The organism is Paraburkholderia sp. XV (assembly GCF_020177535.1).
Taxonomy (GTDB): Bacteria; Pseudomonadota; Gammaproteobacteria; order Burkholderiales; family Burkholderiaceae; genus Paraburkholderia; species Paraburkholderia caribensis.
Map to the genome: position 1 here is coordinate 77,624 of NZ_JAGUUD010000008.1, position 22,038 is coordinate 99,661.

22 protein-coding genes and 1 pseudogene are annotated in these 22,038 nt (G+C 62.9%); 8 read left to right on the plus strand and 15 right to left on the minus strand.

All coding sequences use genetic code 11. The features are described 5' to 3' along the window. Nucleotides 1-109 precede the first annotated feature (109 nt). From KFO72_RS06845 to KFO72_RS06860, 4 genes are read right to left on the minus strand one after another with little or no spacing between them, the layout of a single operon-like run. Complete coding sequence (locus KFO72_RS06845) at nucleotides 110-970, minus strand: fumarylacetoacetate hydrolase family protein (RefSeq protein ID WP_107201106.1); 861 nt, start codon at nucleotides 968-970, stop codon at nucleotides 110-112. A gap of 14 nt (nucleotides 971-984) precedes the next feature. Further along, nucleotides 985-1,650 carry a hypothetical protein gene (locus tag KFO72_RS06850; RefSeq protein WP_224100786.1) on the minus strand — a complete coding sequence of 222 codons (666 nt, stop codon included), beginning with the start codon at nucleotides 1,648-1,650 and terminating at the stop codon, nucleotides 985-987. After that, nucleotides 1,647-2,444 carry a shikimate dehydrogenase family protein gene (locus tag KFO72_RS06855; protein ID WP_225031713.1) on the minus strand — a complete coding sequence of 266 codons (798 nt, stop codon included), beginning with the start codon at nucleotides 2,442-2,444 and terminating at the stop codon, nucleotides 1,647-1,649. The genes KFO72_RS06850 and KFO72_RS06855 overlap by 4 nt, the downstream gene beginning before the upstream one ends. Then, nucleotides 2,441-4,051, minus strand: coding sequence for an acyl CoA:acetate/3-ketoacid CoA transferase (locus KFO72_RS06860; protein WP_225031714.1), 1,611 nt, complete (start codon nucleotides 4,049-4,051; stop codon nucleotides 2,441-2,443). Before KFO72_RS06860 ends, KFO72_RS06855 begins: the two co-directional genes overlap by 4 nt. Nucleotides 4,052-4,317: 266 nt before the next feature. Between KFO72_RS06860 and KFO72_RS06865 the strand changes: the two genes are divergently transcribed. Together KFO72_RS06865 and KFO72_RS06870 are read left to right on the plus strand one after the other, a co-directional pair. After that, nucleotides 4,318-4,770 carry a MaoC family dehydratase gene (locus KFO72_RS06865; protein WP_035993333.1) on the plus strand — a complete coding sequence of 151 codons (453 nt, stop codon included), beginning with the start codon at nucleotides 4,318-4,320 and terminating at the stop codon, nucleotides 4,768-4,770. Nucleotides 4,771-4,872: 102 nt separating this feature from the next. After that, nucleotides 4,873-5,952: a LacI family DNA-binding transcriptional regulator gene (locus KFO72_RS06870; RefSeq protein ID WP_062918912.1), complete on the plus strand. Its 1,080-nt coding sequence runs from the start codon at nucleotides 4,873-4,875 to the stop codon at nucleotides 5,950-5,952. Between the two features lie 63 nt (nucleotides 5,953-6,015). Here the strand turns inward: KFO72_RS06870 and KFO72_RS06875 are convergent, their stop codons facing one another. Further along, nucleotides 6,016-6,384: a hypothetical protein gene (locus KFO72_RS06875; protein WP_224100789.1), complete on the minus strand. Its 369-nt coding sequence runs from the start codon at nucleotides 6,382-6,384 to the stop codon at nucleotides 6,016-6,018. A 411-nt stretch (nucleotides 6,385-6,795) separates the two neighbouring features. After that, nucleotides 6,796-8,157 (minus strand): hypothetical protein, encoded by a 1,362-nt coding sequence (locus tag KFO72_RS06880; RefSeq protein ID WP_107201037.1) that lies wholly within the window; start codon nucleotides 8,155-8,157, stop codon nucleotides 6,796-6,798. 396 nt (nucleotides 8,158-8,553) lie between these two features. Between KFO72_RS06880 and KFO72_RS06885 the strand changes: the two genes are divergently transcribed. Next, nucleotides 8,554-9,234 carry a glycoside hydrolase family 19 protein gene (locus tag KFO72_RS06885; RefSeq protein WP_176053552.1) on the plus strand — a complete coding sequence of 227 codons (681 nt, stop codon included), beginning with the start codon at nucleotides 8,554-8,556 and terminating at the stop codon, nucleotides 9,232-9,234. A 174-nt stretch (nucleotides 9,235-9,408) separates the two neighbouring features. Here KFO72_RS06885 and KFO72_RS06890 read toward each other — a convergent pair whose 3' ends face one another. Continuing rightward, nucleotides 9,409-10,428: a GlxA family transcriptional regulator gene (locus KFO72_RS06890; protein ID WP_225031715.1), complete on the minus strand. Its 1,020-nt coding sequence runs from the start codon at nucleotides 10,426-10,428 to the stop codon at nucleotides 9,409-9,411. Nucleotides 10,429-10,548: 120 nt separating this feature from the next. On the opposite strand from KFO72_RS06890, the gene KFO72_RS06895 reads away from it, so the two are divergent. The 3 genes from KFO72_RS06895 to KFO72_RS06905 all read left to right on the plus strand — a co-directional run bounded on the left by KFO72_RS06895 (nucleotide 10,549) and on the right by KFO72_RS06905 (nucleotide 12,857). Continuing rightward, nucleotides 10,549-11,190, plus strand: a complete 642-nt coding sequence (locus tag KFO72_RS06895) for an HD domain-containing protein (RefSeq protein ID WP_225031716.1) — start codon at nucleotides 10,549-10,551, stop codon at nucleotides 11,188-11,190. 86 nt (nucleotides 11,191-11,276) lie between these two features. After that, nucleotides 11,277-11,849, plus strand: coding sequence for a TetR/AcrR family transcriptional regulator (locus KFO72_RS06900; protein ID WP_225031717.1), 573 nt, complete (start codon nucleotides 11,277-11,279; stop codon nucleotides 11,847-11,849). Between the two features lie 126 nt (nucleotides 11,850-11,975). Beyond that, nucleotides 11,976-12,857: an NmrA family NAD(P)-binding protein gene (locus tag KFO72_RS06905; protein ID WP_225031718.1), complete on the plus strand. Its 882-nt coding sequence runs from the start codon at nucleotides 11,976-11,978 to the stop codon at nucleotides 12,855-12,857. 69 nt (nucleotides 12,858-12,926) lie between these two features. Here the strand turns inward: KFO72_RS06905 and KFO72_RS06910 are convergent, their stop codons facing one another. The 6 genes from KFO72_RS06910 to KFO72_RS06935 form a co-directional block, all read right to left on the minus strand. After that, the gene (locus KFO72_RS06910; RefSeq protein WP_225031719.1) at nucleotides 12,927-13,772 is read right to left on the minus strand and encodes a helix-turn-helix domain-containing protein; all 846 of its coding nucleotides are present in this window, start codon (nucleotides 13,770-13,772) and stop codon (nucleotides 12,927-12,929) included. 38 nt (nucleotides 13,773-13,810) lie between these two features. Further along, nucleotides 13,811-14,368 (minus strand): carboxymuconolactone decarboxylase family protein, encoded by a 558-nt coding sequence (locus tag KFO72_RS06915; RefSeq protein ID WP_225031720.1) that lies wholly within the window; start codon nucleotides 14,366-14,368, stop codon nucleotides 13,811-13,813. A 108-nt stretch (nucleotides 14,369-14,476) separates the two neighbouring features. Next, nucleotides 14,477-15,316, minus strand: coding sequence for an urea carboxylase-associated family protein (locus KFO72_RS06920; RefSeq protein ID WP_225031721.1), 840 nt, complete (start codon nucleotides 15,314-15,316; stop codon nucleotides 14,477-14,479). A 77-nt stretch (nucleotides 15,317-15,393) separates the two neighbouring features. Next, on the minus strand, nucleotides 15,394-16,071 hold the full coding sequence (locus KFO72_RS06925; RefSeq protein WP_062918571.1) for a GntR family transcriptional regulator: 678 nt from the start codon (nucleotides 16,069-16,071) through the stop codon (nucleotides 15,394-15,396). Between the two features lie 8 nt (nucleotides 16,072-16,079). Then, a complete protein-coding gene (locus KFO72_RS06930) occupies nucleotides 16,080-17,591 on the minus strand; it encodes an amino acid ABC transporter permease/ATP-binding protein (RefSeq protein WP_225031722.1) in 1,512 nt (503 codons plus the stop codon). Between the two features lie 86 nt (nucleotides 17,592-17,677). After that, complete coding sequence (locus KFO72_RS06935) at nucleotides 17,678-18,550, minus strand: ABC transporter substrate-binding protein (RefSeq protein WP_060608872.1); 873 nt, start codon at nucleotides 18,548-18,550, stop codon at nucleotides 17,678-17,680. Between the two features lie 406 nt (nucleotides 18,551-18,956). On the opposite strand from KFO72_RS06935, the gene KFO72_RS06940 reads away from it, so the two are divergent. After that, nucleotides 18,957-19,985 carry a hypothetical protein gene (locus KFO72_RS06940; RefSeq protein ID WP_225031723.1) on the plus strand — a complete coding sequence of 343 codons (1,029 nt, stop codon included), beginning with the start codon at nucleotides 18,957-18,959 and terminating at the stop codon, nucleotides 19,983-19,985. A 101-nt stretch (nucleotides 19,986-20,086) separates the two neighbouring features. Here the strand turns inward: KFO72_RS06940 and KFO72_RS06945 are convergent. Beyond that, nucleotides 20,087-20,652, minus strand: a pseudogene (locus KFO72_RS06945) (helix-turn-helix domain-containing protein); the annotation flags it as partial. 59 nt (nucleotides 20,653-20,711) lie between these two features. After that, a complete protein-coding gene (locus KFO72_RS06950) occupies nucleotides 20,712-21,524 on the minus strand; it encodes a gamma-glutamylcyclotransferase family protein (protein ID WP_054931045.1) in 813 nt (270 codons plus the stop codon). Between the two features lie 257 nt (nucleotides 21,525-21,781). On the opposite strand from KFO72_RS06950, the gene KFO72_RS06955 reads away from it, so the two are divergent. Further along, nucleotides 21,782-21,973, plus strand: coding sequence for a hypothetical protein (locus KFO72_RS06955; RefSeq protein ID WP_054930995.1), 192 nt, complete (start codon nucleotides 21,782-21,784; stop codon nucleotides 21,971-21,973). The last annotated feature ends 65 nt before the right edge of the window (nucleotides 21,974-22,038 follow it).

Below are 22,038 nucleotides of genomic sequence, written 5' to 3' on the forward strand. Positions count from 1 at the left end.
ACGCCTCCTCCTGACCGGTTGTCCATACCGTGTCTCCTGTCTCTTGGATTGGATTGGATGCCGGGCCGGGTCATCCACACGAGGCGAATGCCCGGCACGTGTCAGCGCGTCAAGCGAGCGCCGAATCTTCGAATGCGAGCACGGTCTGCTTCTGCGTGCCGAGCCCTTGCACACCGAGTTCCATCACGTCGCCCGGTTTGAGGAAACGCTCCGGCTTCATGCCGAGGCCAACGCCGGGCGGCGTGCCCGTCGTAATCACGTCGCCGGGTTGCAGCAACACATGACGGCTGACGTACGACACGATCGTCGCAAGGCGGAAGATCATGTCCGATGTCGACGAGTCCTGGATGCGCTTGCCGTTGAGTTCGAGCCACAAGCCGAGATTCTGCACGTCGTCGATTTCGTCGGGCGTCACGAGCCACGGACCGAGCGGGCCGAAGGTCGGGAACATCTTGCCCTTGACCCATTGCCCGCCATGTTCGAGTTGCATCTCGCGCTCGGACACGTCGTTGCAGACGCAATAGCCAGCCACGTAGTCGAGTGCGGTCTCTTCCGGCACATACAGCGCGCGCCGTCCGATCACCAGCGCGATCTCCACTTCCCAATCGCACTTGGTCGAGCCACGCGGCAGGATGACAGGATCGTTCGGGCCGGAGAGGCACGACGGCGCCTTGTTGAAGATGATCGGCTCAGCGGGAATCGGCGCGTTGGTCTCGATAGCGTGTTGCACGTAGTTGAGCCCGATGGCGACGAAGTTGCCTGGCTGCGCGATGCACGAACCGAGGCGCGGTCTGCCTTCGACCACAGGCAGGCGAGCCAGGTCCGCGCCGCGCAATGTTTCGATTCCGCCGTCCGCGAAGAATGCGGGCGTGTAATCGGCGCATAGCGACGACGCATCGCGAATCGCGCCCTGTTCGTCGAGCAGTCCGGGTTTCTCGTGTCCTTCGGGTCCGTATCTGAGTAGCTTCATCGTGTTTCCTGACATCAGTGATTGAGTGTGGCGAGACGGCTGATCTCGAGCGTGAAAACGCCCGCGCCTGCCGCCGCTTCATCGCGTTGCGCCGTGTCGATGCCTGCCAGCAGACGGGCCAGTTGCCGGCGTGCCGCTTCGAGCGTCGAGGTTTCGACGAACAGCACGCGTGGCGGCACCACGTAGGCCCGTTCTCGCGCTTCGCGCGTGTCGAGATGGCTGGCCGCTTCGTCGGCGACGAACAGATGCGCGGCCAGCACGCACGTGTCGGCCGTGACGGCGGGCGCGTCGCCTTCGAACAGATGACGGGCGTCGAAGCCGGCTGGCAGCGGCAAGGTCAGCGCGTGGCCGCCCGTGCTCGCGCCCGTCGTCTTCTCGACGACGCAGATCGAACGCGCCGTATTACGGAACGCCCGCACGGTGCTTTGCGTCAGCGGCGTCGGATCGTTCAGCCGCGCCAGATACGCCGGGCTCGTCAGCACGGCGACGTCGTCGGCTTCGTACAGCGTCAGCCATTCCGTCACGCCGCTGCCGCGATAACGGCGGCCGCGCAGGAAACCCGGCAGCGCGAGACGCTCGGGTATGTGCTCCTTGTCGTGCCAACGGTAGAACGCGTCGCGCTCCGTCTCGATCACGTCGTTCCAGATCAGCACAGCGGCCTTGCCGAGCAGGGACATCATCGGGCTCCTTTGTTGAAGAATGCGAGGATCGCGTCGACCTGGCCGCCGTGCATGTCCTGGCCCGTGACCACATGAGCGCCGCGTTCCCGCGCGAGGCCCACGAGCATAGTCGGCGTGGCGGGCGATCTCAGCACGACGTCGCCCACCAGCGTTCCCGCGTCAATCGCGCCGGGATCGCCGGGCAAGCCGTCATCATCTTTCATCCCGACGATGGAAGCGTTGACGACGATGTCGTACTTCGCACCAGCACTGCCGACGCTCACATCGCAATCGCGAAAATGTCCGGCCAACGCATCGCGCAAGGTCCTGGCCCGGTTCGCATCGGGATCGACGAGCGAAATCGCGTGGACGCCATGCGCCGCCAGTTCGGCGGCAATCGCGGCGCCCGCGCCGCCGCAGCCGAACAGCAATACGCGCTTTGCCTCGACGGGCATGACTTTCTGCGCCGCGCTCACGAAGCCGACGCCGTCGAACATGTCGCCCGTCCAGCTTCCGTCAGGCTCGCGACGCAACGCATTGATCGCGCCGACGATTTGCGCCCGTGTCGACAGACGGTCGGCGAACGCGAGCGCGACGGCCTTGTGCGGCGACGTGATCAGCAAGCCGTCGAGATTGCCGAGCGACATCAGGCCGCGCATCGCTGTATCGAACGAATCACGGCTGGCTTGCGCCGCGAACATCACGGCAGGCATGTCGTGGCGCGCGAAGTGCGCCGTGTAGACCGATGGCGAGCGCACTTGCGCGACAGGGTCGCCAATGATCGCGTACAGCCGGGTGGCGCCGTCGATGTTCATCGCTGTGCCTCCGCGAGCCACTGTGCGATGCGCGCCGAACGGAAGCGACGTTCGCGCGCCACCACTTCGTCGTGAATGCCGAGCCGGCCGGGTTGGAACAGGCGCGCGTCCATGGTCCTGAGATCCGGCGACACCTGCGGCCGAAACTCCATCTGCGCGAAGATGTCGCGTTCGACATCGACGCCCGGCGCCACTTCGATCAGTTCGAGCCCTCGCGCACCGATCCGGAACACGGCGCGCTCGGTGACATACAGCGCGGTCTGTCCGCGCTCGCGCGCAAACGCTGCGTTGTAGCAAACCTGTTCGAGCTTGCGCACGAATTTCTTGTGACGGCCTTCTTCGCGTATGACCGTCCGCCCCGCTTCCCATCCGATATCGAGACCGCCCGCCGTCAATGTGCCACCGAAGATCACGCACTTCGCGTTCTGGCTGATGTTGATGAAGCCACCCACGCCGATGATCTTGTCGCCGAAGCGGCTGATATTCACGTTGCCTTGCGCGTCGACTTCGGCAAACGAAAGGAACGCGAGATCGAGGCCGCCGCCGTCGTAGAAGTCGAACTGCGACGGCTGTTCGATCATCGCGGCGAAGTTCTGCGCGCCGCCCGAATCGCGGCCCGTAATCGGCGCGCCGCCTATCAGACCCTGTTCGTTGGTCAGGATCACCTTGTCGAGCAACCCCTCTTCGGCAGCAACCGTCGACAACCCCGTCGAAACACCCGCACCGAGATTGCACACGGCGCCCGGATACAGTTCGAGCGCGGCGCGCCGCACGATGACCTTGCGCGGCCCGAACGGCAACGGCTTGATTTCCGATAGCGGCACGCGCAATTCGCCCGCGTAGCTCGGGTCGTAATCCGTCGCATAGGTCTGCCGCTGGTCGGGCACGACGACCACGAAGTCGACGAGAATGCCGGGAATCTTCACCTGCTTGGGCGGCAGTGTGTTGCGCGTCGCCATCCGTTTGACCTGAACGACCACGATGCCGCCTGCGCGGCGCGTCGCTTGCGCCATCGCCAGCATTTCGCCGAGCACGGCCTCCTGCTCCATCGTGATGTTGCCGTCTTCATCGGCCGTGGTGCCGCGCAGGAATGCGACGTCGATCGGCACAGGCTTGAAGCGCAGCCATTCTTCGCCGTCGAGTTCGATCAGTTCGACGAACTCCGCGGGCGTGCACGGGCTTTGCCGCGCGCCTTGCTGACGCGGATCGACGAAGGTGTGCAGTCCTGTTTTCGTGATCAGGCCAGGCCGGCCGCCTGCCATGTCGCGCATCAATTGCGACAGCACACCTTGCGGAAACGTGTAGGCCTCGATCTTGTCGGCGGCGGCAAGCGTGACGAGCCCGGGCGAATCGACCAGCGCGCTCGTGATCGCCCGACGCAGCAGCCCTTCATGCGCGAGGTGGCTCGCGCCCAGCGCCGCGCGATCGCCCACGCCGACCACGCTGATCGACGTCAGATTGCGCGGCGCGCCCGCGCTCATGAAGCGTGCCTCCACTGCCGCAAGCAAGGCTTCGGGCACCGAATGCCCGCCGCCCGAGCCGCTGATGAGAACAGCGTCTTCGTCGCGCACCAGCGACGCCGCTTCGGTCGTTGAAATGATGTGCATGTTGCGTGTCCCGCTTGTTGAGTTGATCCGGCCGGCACGACGCGGACTGAATCCACGTCGCCGGCCAATTCAATGTAACCGGTTGCATAGATGGTGAAAAGCGGTTTCGATAATCTCCAGGGAAAACCATTAAGCACGATACACGCGCCTAGTATTTGAAGTACATTAACCGAAACCGGCTTCTTTGCAACCGGTTTCACGAAAGGTCGAAAGCGTTGACGAAACGGCGTGAACGGCAAGACCGCCACTTTTCAGGAGCTTTGAGCATGGCTATCAAGGGCGTGGAGATCGGACAGGAATTCAGGTTCGCCAAAACGGTGGGCGAAACCGATGTGACGCTGTTCGCGGGGCTGACGGGCGACTTCAGCGACACCCACATCAACGAGCAGTACATGCAGGAGAAGTCGTCGATCGGCACGCGCATCGCGCATGGCGCGCTGCTGGTCGGCTACATGTCGACGGCGTCGACGATCAGCATTGCGCATGTGATCCATCGCAACGATCTCGAGGAATTCCCGGTATCGGCGGGATACGACCGCATCCGTTTCATTCGTCCCGTGCTGTTGGGCGATACGGTCACGGTGATCTACCGGGTCGCCGAGATCGACGAGGAGAAGCGCCGCAGCACCGCGGACATGGAGGTCGTGAACCAGCGCGGCGAAGTCGTCGCGGCGGGGCGTCACATCATGAAGTGGGCAAAGAAGCTTTCATCGAAGTAAGCGCGACGTGCGGTGCGCGCGGCCGCGCCGATGCGTTTGCCCAAGGAAGCCGCCGTTATAATTGCAGCGGAAAACTCTAAGGCAAACGCCAAGGCAAACCATATGGCAAAGGCTGCGCGCCCCACTCGACACGACCCGCCCGCCGAGCCATCCGTTTCGGTCCGGCCGGGCGCTGCAACGCTGCGTGAAGTCGCGGAACTGGCGTGCGTGTCGAAGGCCACGGTGTCACGCTTCATCAACTCGCCGGAGATCGTGTCGCCGAGCGTGCGCGAGCGGATACAGATCGCCATCGATCATCTCGGCTGGGTGCCGCATGCCGCCGCGCGCGCACTCGCGACGCAGCGAACGGGCACGATCGGCGCCGTCGTGCCAACCCTTGCCAACGAGCATTTCGCCACGGCCATTCAGGTCCTGCAGGACGAACTGGAAGAAAAGGGCTATACGTTGCTGCTCGGCTGCTCGGAATACGACCTGCAGCGCGAATACCGGCAGGTTCGCAAGATGCTGGAGCGCGGTGTCGACGCGATCGCAGTAGTCGGAGAAGGCCACCACCCCGATCTCTATGCGCTGCTCAACCAGCGCAACGTGCCGTGCGTCAGCACCTTCACTTTCGCCGCGAAGCAACGCTCGATCTGCGTCGGCGTGGACAACTATCGCGCGTTTTACGACGCGACGAACTATCTGCTTGGCCTCGGCCATCGGCGCATCGCGATGATCGCGCAAAACGCCGACACCAATGACCGCGCCGCCGCGCGTCGCGAAGGCGTGCGCGTGGCGCTGGCCGAGCACGGCATCGCGATTCATCCCGCGCATATGGCCGAAGGTTTCTGGGGCGTTCAGGAAGGACGGCGGCTGTTCAGGCAGATCATGGCCGCGCCGATCGAAGCGCCGACAGCGATCGTATGCGGCAACGGATCGTTCGCCACGGGTGCGATGCTGGAAGCAATGGCGGCCGGCTACGATGTGCCTGGCCATCTCAGCCTGATCGGCTTCGACGACTTTGAAGTGATGGCCGAACTGCCGATTCCGATCACGACCGTGCGCGTTCCGAGTGCGGAGATCGGCAGGCGCACGGCGGAACTGCTGATCGCACAACTCAATGGCGAGAGCGATACGCGGAGCATCGAGTGTGAGGCGACCTTGATCGTGCGGCAGTCTTGTGCACAGCCCCGTTCTGACTGAACGGGCGCTGGAGGCAGGCGGCAAGGTCGCCGCCGCTGACGCAGGCCCGACGCAGCCGGCCAGTCAATACCACCAGCCCGGCCCGGGACCCGGACGCCACATGCTCCAGTTCCACGCCGCATTCTCATTCATCTCCGCATTCATCCGTTCCTGATCGATGAACTGTTGCTGGAGCTGTTCGCGCTTGTAGTTGTCCCACGCCGTTTCGTCGCCGACATACAGGCAGCCGCACACGTATGGGTCGGCGTAGAGAAAGACCGGCTTGCCGTCCTTGAACTTCTGCACGACGCGATTGGGCGGCAAGGTCTGCAGTTGCAAGCGCTGCGCGTCCGTCGTCACGGGGACGATATGGAAGCCCGCCGCCGACAGCAGGTCGTTTTTCTCGTTAGCGCGTTCGACGGGCGAGGCACATCCGGCGATCAGAACGCTCATGCTTATTGCTATCAAACCCGTGACCAATGGGTGTTTCATCGTCGTCCTCTGGAAGTAGGCGGTGCGTTTCAAGGATCACGCACATGGCACGAAGTCTGGGCGCTAAAACTTAGGCGAAAATGACAGCCGTGCTGCGTGGCCCGGCACGCCAGAACCCGTTCGTCGATGAACGCCTGCGGTCGGCTGCGATCCGCAATGCGCAGGCGATATGGCAGCGCACCTGCGAATCCGTCAAATGACGGCAAATCGTGCCGACGTGGGCGGCACGCACGTCCGCATCGTCCGACAGACGGGCGGCGGCCCCGCTCGCCCACCCTCGCAAGTCGCGCGTGCAAGCGCTCTTCCCCGCGCAGTAGTTGCCGCCCAGTAGTTGCAGCCCAGTAGTTGCCGCGAAACACAGACGACACGCAATCACAGCGACGGATCAAGCGGCGTGATGCGGGCAAGCATCAGCGTATATTCCTCCGCGGCAATCTGGCGGAACTTCATGTCGATCACGGCCATGCGCTGTTCGTCGGCGGTATCGGGAAAGAGCCGTTGCGCGGCATCCTTCAACACGATGTCGGGATGCGCGATGCACGGCAGATCTTTCGATGCCGTCGAATCCAGCGCCTTCACCAGCAGATAGACGGGCACGACGTCCGCCAGCCCGACGGGCACCAGCTTCGTCGCCGCATCGCCGAAATGGCGCCGCACGATCGCCTGCGAGCCGAGGCGCAGCATGTAGCGAAACGGCATGCCCGTGCGGATCGACAGCAGCACGGGGTCGACGGCTGCCACCTGCTCGACGGAGTTGATGCCTTCCGCCTCGAAGGTCGCGACGATCGGCAACGTCACGCCTTCGAGCGTGATGAGCCGGTCGGGCGCATTCTCCGTCTTGTCCGCTTCGGTGATCTGCGGAAAGCCGAAGCGGCGGATCAGTTTGAGCAGTGCATCGACGGGAAAGGTGCCGAGCGCGAAGGCCATCGCCGCGCGCGCGCCGTCGGACTGCGTCGCATTGTTGATGACGAGCGCGAGCGGAATCGCGAGAAAGAGGCGCAGCGCGTACCAGTAGACATCGGCGACGTTGAGCGACTTGCGGCGAATGGAGAGCACGGAATCGCTCACGACGAACATGAACGAGCCCGCGAACGACGCCATCAGCACGCGCTGGCTGATGCCATAGATGCAGCCGGAAGATTCGCTCGTCGCGCATGGCCTCACGTCGAAAAAGCTCGTGCCGACCAGTCCCGCCGCCGCGTAGACGATGGCCAGCAGGATGAACACGGCGGGCAAGAAGGGTACGAGGCCGTACTGCTCGTGGTAGACGCGCGCGAACAGGCGCTCGCAGATGTCGAGCCGCTCGTCAGCCACGCGCTGCCAGTGTCCCGCCGCAGGGCGCGGCTCGGGCGGCGAGCACGGCAGCGCGCCGGCATCCTCCAGCGCGTAGATGAGCCGCTGCGACCAGAAGCGCTGCAGATACGCCGAAAGGGCACTGCCCTTCAGGCTGTTTTGAAACTCGCGATAGCGCGTGAACCAGATCAGGCTCAGAAAGACGATGAGCGGCGCGCCGACCATGATCGTCGTGAACGCCGCGAGCGTGACGGCGAGTTCGAACGATGCGGCCTCCGCCTTCACGACGTAATGGATGAATGCCGCGCCCGCGAGGTTGATCGCGAGGAGGCCCACGCTCAGCATGATCGCGCGACGCGGGCCGGTGAGGTGGCTTTCGGTGAGGGGGCTGGGTTTGCGGGAGGTGCCCGATACCGGTACGGCTAAGGTCGTGGTGGACATGGTGCGTCTCCTCGATTGCTCACGACAAACTGCTCTGTGCAACGGTTTGCTCGTTACTCAGCGATACAACATTTCATCCTGGCACATTCGCCGGGACTCAAAGGTGCATCGCCTGCAATCAGATGCGAGCGAATGTGTCGAAGACCACATTCGCCGCCCTACCCAGCTGGCGCGCGGGAAAATACCTGCTAAAACCCAAGACAAGACCCGCCTCGCGCGCGGAATGGTCAGCGGTGCATCCATGCATCGTGCCGGCCCCCCCCGCCCGATCCTGCTCTTCATCGGCCTCTTCACTAAAACAGCCTCATCACTCCACCGGCCCTGTCGCATCCGTTCGCATTCGCGCCATGCGTGCGGTGCAACCCTGATCCGATCTCTCTCGATATGGAGTACCACATGGACTCAATCACGTTCATGGCTGCGACGGGCAGCACCCAGGCGAATGCCGCGCTGTGGCTCGGCGCCCTGCAAGCCGCGATGGACCGCTTCCAGATCAACACGCCCCCGCGCAGGGCTGCCTTTCTGGCACAAGTCGCGTTTGAAAGCGGCCGCTTTCCGCCTCCACCTGTAGCGGAAAACTTCAATTACTCGGTGGAAGGCCTGCGAGCGACGTTCCGCTCGCTGACGGCCGCGCAATGCGCGAGCCTTGGGCGTCAACCTGGCGAGGCGCGCGTGCCGCCCCAGCGCCAGCAGCAGATCGCCAACCTCGTCTATGGCGGCCGCTACGGCAATGGCCCCGCCGCGACGGGCGACGGCTGGAAGTATCGCGGCTCGGGCCTGATCCAGTTGACGTTCAAGGACAACTTCGCCCGCGCGGGTCAGGCGATCGGCGCCGATCTCGCCGGCAATCCGGACCTCGTGCGCAACGACCCCGCCACCGCGGCGCTGGTGTCCGCGTGGTACTGGCAATCGCACGGCTGCAACGAACTCGCCGACGCGAACAAGTTCACCGCGATCACGGCGCAGATCAATCCAGCGCACGCGGGCGAGACGGGCCGGCTGGAAGCGTTCCAGCTCGCGAGCAACGCGCTCAATGTATCGCCTGCTGCTGGGGCCGGCGGCACAGCCGTCGCGTAAGGCCCTGAAGACGGCGGCGAGTCTCATTTTCATGCCGACGCATGGGCATGAGTGAACTCGCCGTCGCCCACGTTGAACACGCGGTGGCAGTATTTGAAGTGATTGCAGATTTCGCTGATTCAGTAATCGTCACGCCGGCCGTGTCGCCGTTGCAGGCAGGACGGCGACACTGCATCAGGGCAATCTCGTATCCGGCGTGAAGCGTCGTGCGTACTCTCTCGGACTCACCCCCATCCGCCGCGTGAAAGCCTTTCTCAGCACCTCGCCGCTGCCGTAGCCGCACCGGCGCGCTATCTCTTCTATCGATCGCTCACCGAGTTCGAGCGCCCGCCGAACGGCTTCGAGCCGCATATCTTCGACGTACTTCGCGGGCGTCGTCTTCAATTCACGCTGGAACATGCGGATGAGGGTTCTCACGCTCGTCGATGCCCGGTCCGCCAGCATGTCGGTCGTGAGGTCCGTGTGCAGATGCTCACTGATCCACAGGCACAGATCGTCGATGCTCGAGCCCGATACGCGCTGCGATTGAAGGGCGACGCTAAACTGCGCCTGCCCGCCGGGACGCCGCAGAAACAGCACCAGGTTTCTGGCGATCTCCAACGCCGCGTCATTGCCCAGGTCCTCACCGACCAGAGCCAGTGCGAGATCGATTCCCGCCGATACGCCCGCCGACGTGTACAGGTTGCCGTCCTTGACCCAGATCGGATCGGGGTCGACCTGCACGTCCGGATAACGCTCGGCAAGGTGCTGCGTCCTCCGCCAATGCGTCGTCGCCCTGCGACCGTCCAGCAGCCCCGCTTCCGCAAGCGCAAATGCGCCGACGCAAATCGAGCACACGCGACGCGCACTGCCCGCACGCTTGCGGATCCAGCCTATGGCTGTCTTGTCGAAGCGATCGACCGAATTAAAGCCGGTCGTCACGATCAATGTGTCGATTGGCCGGTTTGCGCGACGCTCTGTTTCGAGCGTCCGGTGGCCCTTGAGTCCGATACCTGTTTCGCTTGCCAGATGAACATCGGGACCCGCGCAAACCAGTTCCAGTAGATACGGAGCCGGCGCGCCAGCGTGCAACTGGTTTGCTGATGCGAACACTTCGGCAGGACCGATTACGTCGAGCGCGTCGACGGGCGGCAAACCGAGTATCACAACGCGCCTTTGCGTCGAACCCGACAGCGGACGGGATGCTTTCTTCATCTGCAGGTCCTGTGAGAACACGTCGCATCCATTTTGGCACGAATCGTCCAAAAACAGTCATATACGACACACGACACGTTTATACACTCGATAGCCAAACTCGATATTGGCGGAGGCCACATGAGCACCATCGTTACCATCGGAGGAATCAGCGCGCCCGATTCCAGCTTCACCCGTCAGGCAAGCTCGCTCGTCGAACGCGTTCACTCGGGCGCGCTGCTGAACCATGTGCACCGAACGTGGTGGTTCGCCGAATTCCTCGGCAGAACGCGCGGTTTGAAATACGACCGTGAAGCTGTCTACCTTGCATCCCTGCTTCACGATCTTGGCCTCACAAGCGCATTCGCCGCCGACCAGCGCTTCGAGGTCGACAGCGCCGAAGCCGCCAGCCTGTTCCTGACGTCGAACGGCTACCCGGAACAAAAGGCCGAACTCGTGTGGGACGCGATCGCGCTGCATTCCAGCGCAGGCATCGCCGAGCGCAAGCAGCCGGAAATCGCCTTGGTCTACATGGGCGCTCATGTGGACGTCTTCGGACTGCGGCTGGATGAAATCACGCCGTCGTTCGTCGACGATGTGCTGACGCTGTACCCGCGCGCAGGCTTCAAGGCGGCCTTTGCCGAAGCGCTGGCGGAGGTTGTCAGGAAGAAGCCCCACACGGCGCCCGGTACGGGCCTGGTCGATATCGGACGTCGGCACGTACATGGTTTCGACTGCGCGAACGTCTGCGACCTGATCGATCACGCGCCGTTCGAAAGCTGAAACGCAGTGTTGCAGCAAAGATTCGTTGACTCTTATTTAGATGATGCCTATCATCCAAATCATCGCATCGCGGAGTGCAGCAAATCATGCGGAAGTCCAGAGAAGAAGCGGCTGACACACGTCGGCGGATCGTCGAAGTCGCCAGCCGGAAATTCAGAACCGACGGCATTCAGGCAACCGGACTTGCCGATCTGATGTCCGAGGCGGGACTGTCGCACGGCGGGTTTTACCGGCATTTCGAATCGAAAGATCAACTGGTCGCCCAAGCCTGCGAATCGGGACTGGCGGCGATCATTGGAAAACTCGAAGCAGCGGCGAGCGGATGCGAAGGCAAAGCAGGTTTCAAAGCCATCGTTGACGCGTATGTGTCGTCGTCGCATCGGGACGCGCCCGCGGACGGCTGTCCTCTCGCCGCGACGGGCAGCGAGCTGGCGCGTGCGGACGAACAGACTCGCGCGGTCGCGTCGCGCGGATTTGCCGATCTCGTCGAGGTCCTGGCAAAACGAAGCGGACGGCGGCGACGCGAGGCGGCAAGGTCGGAGGGCGTCTTTGCGCTGTCGGCAATGATCGGCGCGATCACGATGGCCCGCATCACAGACGACCCCGACGCAGCGGCGGCGATCCTCCAGGACGTCAGGCAACACCTCGAAGCAATGTAAGCGATACAGGTCGTTGGAGCCGATCGTTAAGCGCACGCATCAAAATGTGCATATGCACTGCAAAGATTCTGAAGCATCCCCTGCACTCTCGATGAGTGTTCAAACCGTTAGATTGGAGAGTTCATCATGAAGCAACGCAAATACCTCATTACTGGCGCAACCGGCAAAACGGGCGTCCACACCATTCGTCATCTTCTGAATGACGGGCATGCCGTACGCGCCTTCGTACACCGCGAAGACGAACGCAGCGAAGCGCTGCGCAATCAGGGCGCTGAAATCGTCGTTGGCGATCTTCTCGAACATGACGACGTGATACGTGCCATGGAAGGCGTGACGGGCGCCTATCTGTGCTATCCCGTACGTCCAGGCTTTATCCAGGCGACCGCTTATTTCGCGGATGCAGCGCGCCGCGCGGGTGTCGAGGTGATCGTGGAGATGTCGCAGATTTCCGCGCGGGAAGATTCGAAGAGTCATGCCGCGCGCGATCACTGGATCGCGGAACGCGTGATCGACTGGTCAGGCGTGCCCGCCGTGCATATTCGCCCGACGTTCTTCTCCGAATGGCTCGTCTTCCCGTGGGTGCGCGATCAGATCGTGCAGGAAGGCAAAATCACGCTGCCGTATGGCAACGGACGTCACGCGCCGATTTCCGGGGAAGACCAGGCCCGGCTGATCGCGGCCGTGCTCACGAACCCGTCGGCGCACATCGGCAAGACCTATCCGCTGCTTGGACCGGTCGAGATGAACCAGCAGGAAATCGCCAATGAAATCGGCGAGGTTCTGGGTCGCGAGATCACATACAGCCCGTCGACGATCGAACAGTACCGCGAGCATCTCGAGAAATACGACTTGCCGGAGTTCATGATCCAGCACTTTCTTGCCATCGCCATCGATTACCAGAACGGTATTTTTTCGGGCGAGGACGGTGTGATTGGCGAGATCACTGGGCAGGCGCCCCAAACTGTCAGCGACTTCGTGAAAGCGCACCGCCACGTTTTCGAGCAGTAACCCGTGACGGAGGATGCGGCTCGTACTGTCGAGCCGCGTTCTGCGCAAACGCATTGGCGCACGCAATCGTCATCGATGCGTTGCGCTCGCTTCTAGAAGCTGGTGGTGACGCACTTCAGTCGCGTCATCGACGGGAAACATGCATTCGAGGCGTAGCTCCTGCGCCGCGATGCTTTGCGGCGCACCCACGCTCGTCACCATCGAAAAGTAACGAAGCACGTCCCCGCCGCTGACGAACCCGATGGGAATGACGGGCATGGCAGGCGCGGCAGAGGATGCCTGTCCCGTCTTCCAGTCGCGCGGTGCATCGGGATAGGCGAGCAGTTCGTCGAGCAGATGCGCGGTGTCGCCGTCTATCACACGGCCCACCGATTCCCGGTACACCCGCTGCAGCAGGCTTCGCGCAACGCTGTCCCAATCGTCGACGAACGGTCGCATTCCCTGCGGATCGAACATCAGATGCAGCATGTTGCGCGGGCCTTTGCGCGCGGCCATGTCGATGAAGCAGTTGAAAAAGCGCGGCGCGGCGTCGTTGGTCATCAGGACGTTCCAGTGCCGGTCCATGACGATGGCGGGAAAGGGTTCATGCTGGCGAACGACCCGCTCAAGCGCACGAACCACACCGTGCATTTCCTGCGCATTCCACGGCGCCTCCGAATACACAGGGGCGTAACCCGCGGCGAGCAGCAATGCATTGCGCTCGCGTAACGGTATGTCGAGCGCCTGCGCGAGAGTGAGCAGCGTCTCCCGGCCCGGCACACTGCGCCCGCTTTCGATAAAGCTGATCTGACGCTGCGAAATGCCCGCTTCGAGCGACAGATCGAGCTGACTCACGCCACGCACGCCGCGCCAATAACGGAGCAGGTTGCCGAGTTCTCCCGACGACGCCTTTGAATCGCGGCTGCTGACATTCATCGGACTTCCTCCGATCGAAGCGGGTCACTATAACGGACTCACACGCTGGCTGCACGCCAGACAAATTCTTCGAACGGCGCTTCGAGTTCCGGCCGTGTCACGCTGCTCGTGTAGTTCGTGATGGTCGACGCGGCAACCACCGCGATGACCTCGAGTAGTTGTCCGGCGTTGAATCCGGCGTCGAAAAACCGCTGCTGGTCTGCGTCGGAAAGACGGCCGCGCTGTTCTATCAACGTGCGCGCCAGCGTCGAAAGCGCGGCCAGTTCGGCGTCCGCTGGCAGGGCACCGCGCCGGATCGCATCGACATCGGCGGACGATACGCCTTGCTTCAATGCGAGCGCCGTGTGAAATGCGACAGGCCACTCGCTGGCGTTCGTCACTGCGTTGGTCAGCAGCAATGTCTGAATCTGCGGCTCGGTCAGACTGCTCGCATGCACTCGCTCGAACAGCCCGATGAATCCGTTGATCAGCACCGGCGACGCAGCCATCTTCGCGGCGATGTTCGGGATCGCGCCGAACGCCTGTTGCAGTTGCTGAAGCACGGGCTTCGATTGCAGCGGAGCGGATTCGAGCGTGTGAACGGGATAGCGGGACATGATATCTCCTTGGTTGCGAGCGCCACCGGACTGGTGACGCGACAGCCATAGAGTAGGCGTCCCGCTGCTGCGCGCCAATTACATCGCATGTAATCAACGCGCGGCCGATTATCCCTGGCCGCCCAGCGTCAGTCCGTGCTGCCCTTTGTACGCGGCCACAGAGGGCGTCGACCACCCTTCGAGCAGATCTGGCGAAAGCCGATAGATTTCCACACCAAGCGGCCGGCACACCTCCAGCGGATCACGCGCGTCCGGTCCCCACATCGGCAGAGAAAGATCGCCGCCGGGACACGTCGACAGCGCGCAAAGCAGATCGATCTCGGCGAAGAACTCCAGATAATCGCCCTTCTTTGCCGGACATGCCTTCATGAAGTACTTGTCGTCGAGATTCAGACCTGTACATTGAAAAACATTGAGCACGTCGTGTACGTCGTACTCGGTCAGACCATACGGCGCAACTGCGCGCGTGAGATTCGAATGGCAATGAAAGTGAAAATCTTCACCCGTCAGCATGCGGTTCACGTACGGGTCACAGCGCGTGCCAAGCAGATCGTGCACGCGACCGCCATGTTCGTCGATGCCGTAATCAGCGAGACTGTCGTCGGTGATCGTCACCATCGGACGCAGAAACGGCAGCGTCGACCAGAGACGGTCGAACGTGCTGACGTGCGCTGCCTGCAACTGACGCGTGCGCGACGCCCACATCCGTTCGCGCGGATTGTGCAGGTTCCACATGTTGAGGTCCGCCACCTGTGGCCCTTCGATCGTCACGATACGGAAGACATGCCCCGCAGGCACCGTCCACGCCTGTCCCGATCGGATCGGAATCACGATCGATTCGATCAGTTCGCGTCCGTCATGCTCTGCAGCAATGCGTCGATAGAATGCCTTGTCGGCGTCGAGCGCGGAGCCCTTGGTCGATTGATAGGCGGCAGGGTAATTCAACATGAGATCGCTCCTTGATGAGGCGGCCGGCGTGTCCACGCTCTCGTGGCGCCGTTCGAGACGCGCGGCCGCGAGACAGGTCACAAATAGTCGAGCATTGCGTGCTCGGACTCCGACAGATATTCGGCGAGCGCTGCTTGCGCCTTGTCGAGGTGGCCGCGCTCGATCAGCACGAAAATGCGCTGGTCTTTCGCGACCCACGGCTTCTGAAAGCGCCTTTCGTCCGGTGCGGACCCAAACACCAGCCGCAGTTGCGCGAGAATCGTCGTGAAGAACGCGTCGAACAAGGCGCTGTGCAGCAAGCGCACGATATGCCGGTGAAACAGCAGGCTATACGTGCCGACTGCGCGCCAGTCTTCACGTTCGACGGCGTCCTGCGCGCAGCGGATCGCTTCGCGCATCAACGCGAGATCGTCTGCATCGATGGGTTCCTCGCGCGTCAGCGCCTGCAACTCCAGCGTGCGCCGCACGCGGTAGATATCGCGCACGTCGTGGCGCGTGAGTGTGCGCACGATCACGCCGCGGTGCCGGTAATGCACCGCAAGGCCCTCGCGGCACAGCAGGCGCAATGCTTCGCGCAGCGTGTTGCGCGACACGTCGTGCAATTGCGTCAGATCGTTTTCGACGAGCGCCGTGCCGGGCAACAGTTTGCCCTCGATGATGTCGTCGCGGATGGTTGTCAGGATGCGGTCCGTCACGGACTGATCGGTCTCCGCGGCCGCCGGCGCGGATTTAACGGACGTACGTACTGTTGTCATTCGTAAGCTCAGGCGATATGAACGTCTTGGAGAAAACTGGCGATGCGCGAGGTTTTCTGTTTCGCGAGTTCCAGTGGAGGACCATCGCTGAGTATCGTACCGCCTTCCATGAATATCACCCGGTCCGAGATGCGGAACGCGAACTTGATCTCGTGCGTGACGATGATCATCGTCATCCCGTCGCGCGCAAGCTGCTCGATGACTTTCAGTACTTCCTGCACCAGTTCCGGGTCGAGTGCGGAGGTCGGTTCGTCGAACAGTACGATTGATGGCTGCATTGCCAGTGCGCGTGCAATCGCCACGCGTTGCTGCTGCCCGCCCGACAACTGATGCGGATACTTGTGCGCATGCGCCGCCATGCCGACTTTCGCCAGGATCCGCATGCCGGATTCTTCGAGGGCGCTGCCCTTCAGGCGGTTGTGATAGCGCGGTGCGAGCGTCACGTTTTGCAGAACGGTCTTGTGCGGAAACAGATTGAAGCTTTGAAACACCATGCCGATGTCGAGAATACCGCGCACATAGTCGCCGTGCCGCGCCTTGCCATGGCCGCGGGACTGCAGGAACGCGCGTCCGTGCAGACGCACTTCGCCATCGTCGAGCGGTTCAAGCCCGTTTAGCGTGCGGATCAGCGATGTCTTGCCCGAGCCCGACGGTCCGATGATCGACACGACCTCCCCGGCCTTCACGGTCAGATCGATGCCCTTGAGCACCTCGTGCTGGCCATAGCGCTTGCGAATGCCGACCGCTTCGAGTGCGCGTCCGGTGGCCCGGGAGTCGGCGGGTTTTGCGGCGGCGTTCGATGCATCGCCGGACTGCGCCGTCACGTCGATCATCACGGCATGCTTGCGGCGCGTCACGTCGAGGCGCTTTTCGAGCATCTTCAGCAGATGACCGAACACCGTGACAATCAGGACGTAATAGAACGACACCGCGAGCATGGTCTCCAGCACCTTGAAGTTCTGCGTATAGAGACGCTCGCCAACGAGCAGTATTTCAGCCAGAGAAATCACCGACACCAGCGACGTCAGCTTGACTATCGTGATGTACTCGTTGATCAGCGACGGCAGTGCAACGCGGAATGCCTGCGGCAGCACGATCAGGCGTTGCAGCCCGACGTATCCGATGCCGAGCGCCCTGCCCGCTTCGAGTTGTCCCTTGTTGAGCGCAAGCAGACCGCCCCGATGAATTTCGGCGATATACGCGGTTTCGCTGATCGACAGCGCGATCAGTCCGGCCAGGAACGGATCGGACAGTACACCGCCCGACCACGGCAACACCTGCGGCAGGTTATAGACGAAGATCAGCAGCACCAGAAGCGGCAAGCTGCGGAACAGCCAGATATAAGCACCACACGCCATGCGCAATGGCAAAAGCGTCGATTGCTTGCCAAGCGCAAGCATGAATCCAGCGACGATCCCGATCAACCATGTCGCCACGCTCAGTTCGACGACGAGCCACGCAGCTTTCCAGAATGCCGCGTCGACGAGTAGCGACGCCGCGTAATGCCAATCGAACAACATGCGACTCCCCTTCCTGCGCGCCGGGAAGGCAGGCGCGCATGGCGATGCGAGCCGTCGGGCCCGCCAGACAATGGAAAAACGCGACCTTACTTTTGCGTGCTTCCCAACGCGAGCGCGATGTCGCCGCCCGTCGGTTCCGCGACGTTGTATTGCTTGAGCAGCGCCGCATATTCGCCCGACGACTTCATCGACGCCAAGGCGGTCTTCAACTGCGACAGCAGCGCGTCATTGCCCTTCTTCACGCCAAGGCCGATGACCACCGGGTAGAGCGGCACCGTCGACGTAATCGCCACGCGACCGCCAAGCCGGTTCGCCGTGATCTGCGCGACGGCGGAATCTTCGAACTGCGCATCGACGGCATGCGACAGCACGGCTTGCGCCGCTTCCGGCGAGGTCTCGAACTCGCGCACGTCGATCGCGCCGCGCCCCGCTGGCACGCAGACCTTGCCCGACACATCGGCAAGCTTGGGAATCCACGACGCGCCCTTGATCGAACTGACCCGCTTGCCGCACAGATCTTCTGGTGTCTTCGGCGCGAAACCCGCGCCGCTGAGCGCGAGCAGCGAGCCGCCCGTCTTCAGGTAAGGCAGAAAGTCGATCTGCTTCGCGCGCTCGGGCGTCACGTAGAGCGCAGACGCAATCACGTCGAAGCGGTTCGCGTTGACGCCGAGAATCAGATTCGCAAAACGCGTGTCGACGAACGACGGCTTGAGCTTCAGATGCGTGGCGAGCTTGCCCATGAACGCGGGATCGAAGCCTGCGGGCGTCCCGTTGTCCAGATAGTCGTAAGGCGGGTACGTGAGGTCTGCGCCGATCTGCAGACTCTCGGGCGCGACGGTCCCGGCCGCGGCGGCAACGTTGGCGTGTGTCGCCATGCACAGAGGCACGATCGCGGCGGCGATCTTCATCGTGTGCGACAGGCCCTTGAGGGCCGACTTCGTAAAAATGTGGGCTTTCATAAGGTCTCGCTCGTCGGGTGGTCGGGTGGTCGGTTACATTGTTCAACAATGTGCAAACTATTGTTGAACAATAAATGGAATGCAAGCGTTTTTTCGTCGCGAAGAAAACGACGGCGAGTTCGACCGGAAAGAACGGGGGACGGCGACGGTTTCGAGAGAGGCAGGCACCGGGCACGGTCGCTTGACGTTTTCACCAGGGCTGTGCCGCGAACCCTATGTTTGTGCAGCGACCAACATACGAACCCGCCTCGATGCTGAACAATGACCAGGTTAGCGCGCCGCCACATAGGGTGATAGAACGGGCGGCATCGCGCGACGCGCCGGGGTGACGTCGCTCACCTGGTTGCCAATGAGAAGAACGCACAATGCCCGAGTTGGCGGCGGGATGGGGAGACCGGATATGGGCATGATTCGCAAGCGTCTAGCGACGCCGGAAGCGCCATGCGACGTGGCGCCAGGCGATGAGTCGGCACAGGATGGTCCCGCGCAGCCGCTCGATGAACAGGCTTCGTCCAGCCCCGTTGCGCCTGAAGCACCTCATGCGCCCGCCGCGCCCAGCAAACCTTTGCGCCGTTCCAAACGGGCGCCCGATGTCACTCGCCCGCTGCTGATCATGCGCGTGCAGTCCCGGCCGAAGCAGCTTGCCGTCGTCAAGGAAGACGGCGCACCGGACTGGAGTCTTAGCGCGGGCGTGGCGACCGTCCTGTTCGGCTTCGTGATCGCATTCGGCACCTACGTGACGCTGACTCAGCGCGAAGCCATGCAAAGCCATATGGGGCACTTCGTCAATGCGGACAAGCCGCATCCGGCGAAGCCCGATAGTCCGGCGTCGCCGCGTCAACCTGCCTTAGACGTTGCACAGGCCGCGCGCGCTCCAATCGAAACACCATCCGCTCCGGTTGCCTTGCGCGACACCGAGATGCCCCGCGCCGCCGCCAGCGATGCCGCGAATGCCAGCGTTGCCGTCGCCCACGACGCGCCGCCCAGACCACTTGTCACGGCGGCGACCCCTGCACCTGTGCCCAGCAATCCCACCAGCAAGCGGAACGTCGCAAGCACCATCGCCTCTCCCGTGCGCGCTGCGCCGGGAAAGACCGCTCAGGATTCGGCAGCGACCACGACACAAGCCCGCGCTGCATCGGCCACATCGAAGGAGCGACGGACTGGTTCGAAAACCGCGAAAGGCGCGTGCGGCGCGCTCGAGTCGTGTGACCAGAACCTTGCGCATGTCGAACAGGCGACGCGTGAGCCGGCTACAGTACGGGCTCCCGCAAAGAGCACGGTGACGACAACAGCGATGCGGGAGCCTGCCGTTGGCGGACCCGCTGTGCCCGCCGCGCAACTGGTTCCCCGGCCGGTTCAAGCCGAAATACACGCGGAACCCACGGCGGATCTTTCACTCACCGTGAACAAGAACCTGTTTCGACAGCATTAGATCGGGGGTTTGCCTGTCGTGTCCGTTGGAATCCGCAGCGAGACGCTCGCGGCCGCGGTTCGCCGCAGGCATGCAACAAAGCCTTCGGCGGTCGGCGCGGTCTAGCGAACCGCCGCAGCAGGGCGATCAGTGCGCAAGCCCCTCAGAAACGAAGCGATATCGAACCCGTACGACTCGAGCAGCCGGTACAACGTGACGCGCGAAATACCGAGATCGCGCGCCCCGCGTCCGCGACTCTGCCGCGATGACGCAGCAAAGCCCTTTCGACCGCCTGTTGCTCGGCGCGGCGCCGCACCTGGTCAAGCGACATCGTGCGCGCGTCGACATAGTGCGCAAGGCCAAGGTCACTCGCCGTGATGACAGCGTTATCGAACAGCACAACCGCACGCCACACGCGATTCCTCAATTCGCGAACATTGCCGGGCCAGTCGTGCGCACGCAGTGCCCGAACCGCGTCGTCGGAAAAGCCGCGTATCCGGCGGCGCGAATCCACACGCAACTGGTCAAGCAGATGCCGCGCCAGAAGCTCGACGTCCGCACCCCGTGCGCGCAGCGGCGGCTCTTCGATCTGGAGCACACTCAGCCGATGATAGAGATCCTCGCGAAACCGTCCTTCGCGCGCCGCGCGCTCCAGATCGACGTTCGTCGCACAAACGATTCTCACGTTTCTGCCAACCGTCGCGAGATCAGGCTCGACCTGGACGGCTGCAGCCGAAAGCGCGCTGCCTAACGGCCACGCGCCTCACGAAGACACACATCGCCTTTGCGCCTGGCGATGGCGGCGCTCGCGGCGGCATAGTCCTCGGCGAACGCTCGCTGCGCGAAGCAGGGTGCCGACGTCGCGAGCAGCGCATCGACTTTTGCGAACTGCTTGTCGAAAACCCAGGGCCGTCGTGCGAGCGTGCGGTCATTGAGCCAGTAGGGACTCCAGTCCCGGGTCGTCTCGATGATCTCGCGCGCGAATTCCGGCCCGTATTCGAGGCCCCCTTCGATCACGACATCGATATACGACTCGACGAGCGGAAACCTGGCGTCCGGAACGGGAAGCCCTTCGCCCGGCGCCTTGCCTTCGGCTTTCGGCACATAGACCCAGACCGTTCCCTGCGCCGGCAACGGCTGCCACGATACGGGCTCGATGAGCGCACGCGGCACCTCGACGCGCACGTAGCCCTTCTCGCGCTCATCGAACGCGGACATGTCGTTGCCGGCAACGGGATAGATCACGCCGTTGATCGTCATCGGCGCTTCACCCCCGGACGGACGCCGCAGGCCGAGCGCCGTGAACCCGCTGCGCGCGCGGTCGCTCCAGCTGCGTACATAACCGAACGCCGCCGACACGCGCACCGGAATCGCCGCAACCGGTTTGCCCGCCGTGTCGTTGCGCGATGGCGTGTTGATGAGCGAACCGTAGCCGAAAATGAACTGCGTCGGCTGATCGGGAAGACGCGTTCCCCAGAAGTCGGTGGTCTGTGCGTGCGCCGCCGTGCTAACCAGCGCCAGTGCGACAACGAACCCTCGAAACTTTGCCATCGCTGACATAGTCGGATCTCCGTTCAATGCGTTGCCGCAGATTATCGCCTTTGTCAGGCCGCGCAGCATGAACCGGCCATATCAACTGATGCAAGCGCGGGCACCGCTATATGAGGCTTGGCAGCTCGCGAGTGAATATCAAAAGGTTCGGCTCAGTGAACGCGTGCTCCGGAAAATGGCGAGGGCGACAGACTGTTTTTATGTGCTTGCCGCGCCTACCCATCTGTATCAAGATCGAATCGACTCATCCGGACGAGGCCATTCCCATGACAGACGAAACCGATCCCGACAAGCTGAAAGGCCCCGGCGGCTTGACGTTGCGCCAGATCCACGAGCAGGTTCAGAAAAGCGTGGAGCGCGACCGCCAGGAACAGGCATCGCGCAACACCATTGCCACGCAGCGCACCAGGTGGCAACGCTGGGTGCGGTACGTGTGGGGCCGCAGCGGGCGTCGCTAGCCGGCGAGCCAGGCGTGCCTGTCACCCGGCCTGTTCTCATCAGCGCCCTGGCAATCAGCAGGCCA

Coding starts and splice junctions, on each gene's coding strand:
- KFO72_RS06845 (WP_107201106.1), bottom strand. CDS start 970: ATGAAGCTACTCAGATACGGACCCGAAGGACACGAGAAACCCGGACTG.
- KFO72_RS06850 (WP_224100786.1), bottom strand. CDS start 1,650: ATGATGTCCCTGCTCGGCAAGGCCGCTGTGCTGATCTGGAACGACGTG.
- KFO72_RS06855 (WP_225031713.1), bottom strand. CDS start 2,444: ATGAACATCGACGGCGCCACCCGGCTGTACGCGATCATTGGCGACCCT.
- KFO72_RS06860 (WP_225031714.1), bottom strand. CDS start 4,051: ATGCACATCATTTCAACGACCGAAGCGGCGTCGCTGGTGCGCGACGAA.
- KFO72_RS06865 (WP_035993333.1), top strand. CDS start 4,318: ATGGCTATCAAGGGCGTGGAGATCGGACAGGAATTCAGGTTCGCCAAA.
- KFO72_RS06870 (WP_062918912.1), top strand. CDS start 4,873: ATGGCAAAGGCTGCGCGCCCCACTCGACACGACCCGCCCGCCGAGCCA.
- KFO72_RS06875 (WP_224100789.1), bottom strand. CDS start 6,384: ATGAGCGTTCTGATCGCCGGATGTGCCTCGCCCGTCGAACGCGCTAAC.
- KFO72_RS06880 (WP_107201037.1), bottom strand. CDS start 8,157: ATGTCCACCACGACCTTAGCCGTACCGGTATCGGGCACCTCCCGCAAA.
- KFO72_RS06885 (WP_176053552.1), top strand. CDS start 8,554: ATGGACTCAATCACGTTCATGGCTGCGACGGGCAGCACCCAGGCGAAT.
- KFO72_RS06890 (WP_225031715.1), bottom strand. CDS start 10,428: ATGAAGAAAGCATCCCGTCCGCTGTCGGGTTCGACGCAAAGGCGCGTT.
- KFO72_RS06895 (WP_225031716.1), top strand. CDS start 10,549: ATGAGCACCATCGTTACCATCGGAGGAATCAGCGCGCCCGATTCCAGC.
- KFO72_RS06900 (WP_225031717.1), top strand. CDS start 11,277: ATGCGGAAGTCCAGAGAAGAAGCGGCTGACACACGTCGGCGGATCGTC.
- KFO72_RS06905 (WP_225031718.1), top strand. CDS start 11,976: ATGAAGCAACGCAAATACCTCATTACTGGCGCAACCGGCAAAACGGGC.
- KFO72_RS06910 (WP_225031719.1), bottom strand. CDS start 13,772: ATGAATGTCAGCAGCCGCGATTCAAAGGCGTCGTCGGGAGAACTCGGC.
- KFO72_RS06915 (WP_225031720.1), bottom strand. CDS start 14,368: ATGTCCCGCTATCCCGTTCACACGCTCGAATCCGCTCCGCTGCAATCG.
- KFO72_RS06920 (WP_225031721.1), bottom strand. CDS start 15,316: ATGTTGAATTACCCTGCCGCCTATCAATCGACCAAGGGCTCCGCGCTC.
- KFO72_RS06925 (WP_062918571.1), bottom strand. CDS start 16,071: ATGACAACAGTACGTACGTCCGTTAAATCCGCGCCGGCGGCCGCGGAG.
- KFO72_RS06930 (WP_225031722.1), bottom strand. CDS start 17,591: ATGTTGTTCGATTGGCATTACGCGGCGTCGCTACTCGTCGACGCGGCA.
- KFO72_RS06935 (WP_060608872.1), bottom strand. CDS start 18,550: ATGAAAGCCCACATTTTTACGAAGTCGGCCCTCAAGGGCCTGTCGCAC.
- KFO72_RS06940 (WP_225031723.1), top strand. CDS start 18,957: ATGATTCGCAAGCGTCTAGCGACGCCGGAAGCGCCATGCGACGTGGCG.
- KFO72_RS06950 (WP_054931045.1), bottom strand. CDS start 21,524: ATGTCAGCGATGGCAAAGTTTCGAGGGTTCGTTGTCGCACTGGCGCTG.
- KFO72_RS06955 (WP_054930995.1), top strand. CDS start 21,782: ATGACAGACGAAACCGATCCCGACAAGCTGAAAGGCCCCGGCGGCTTG.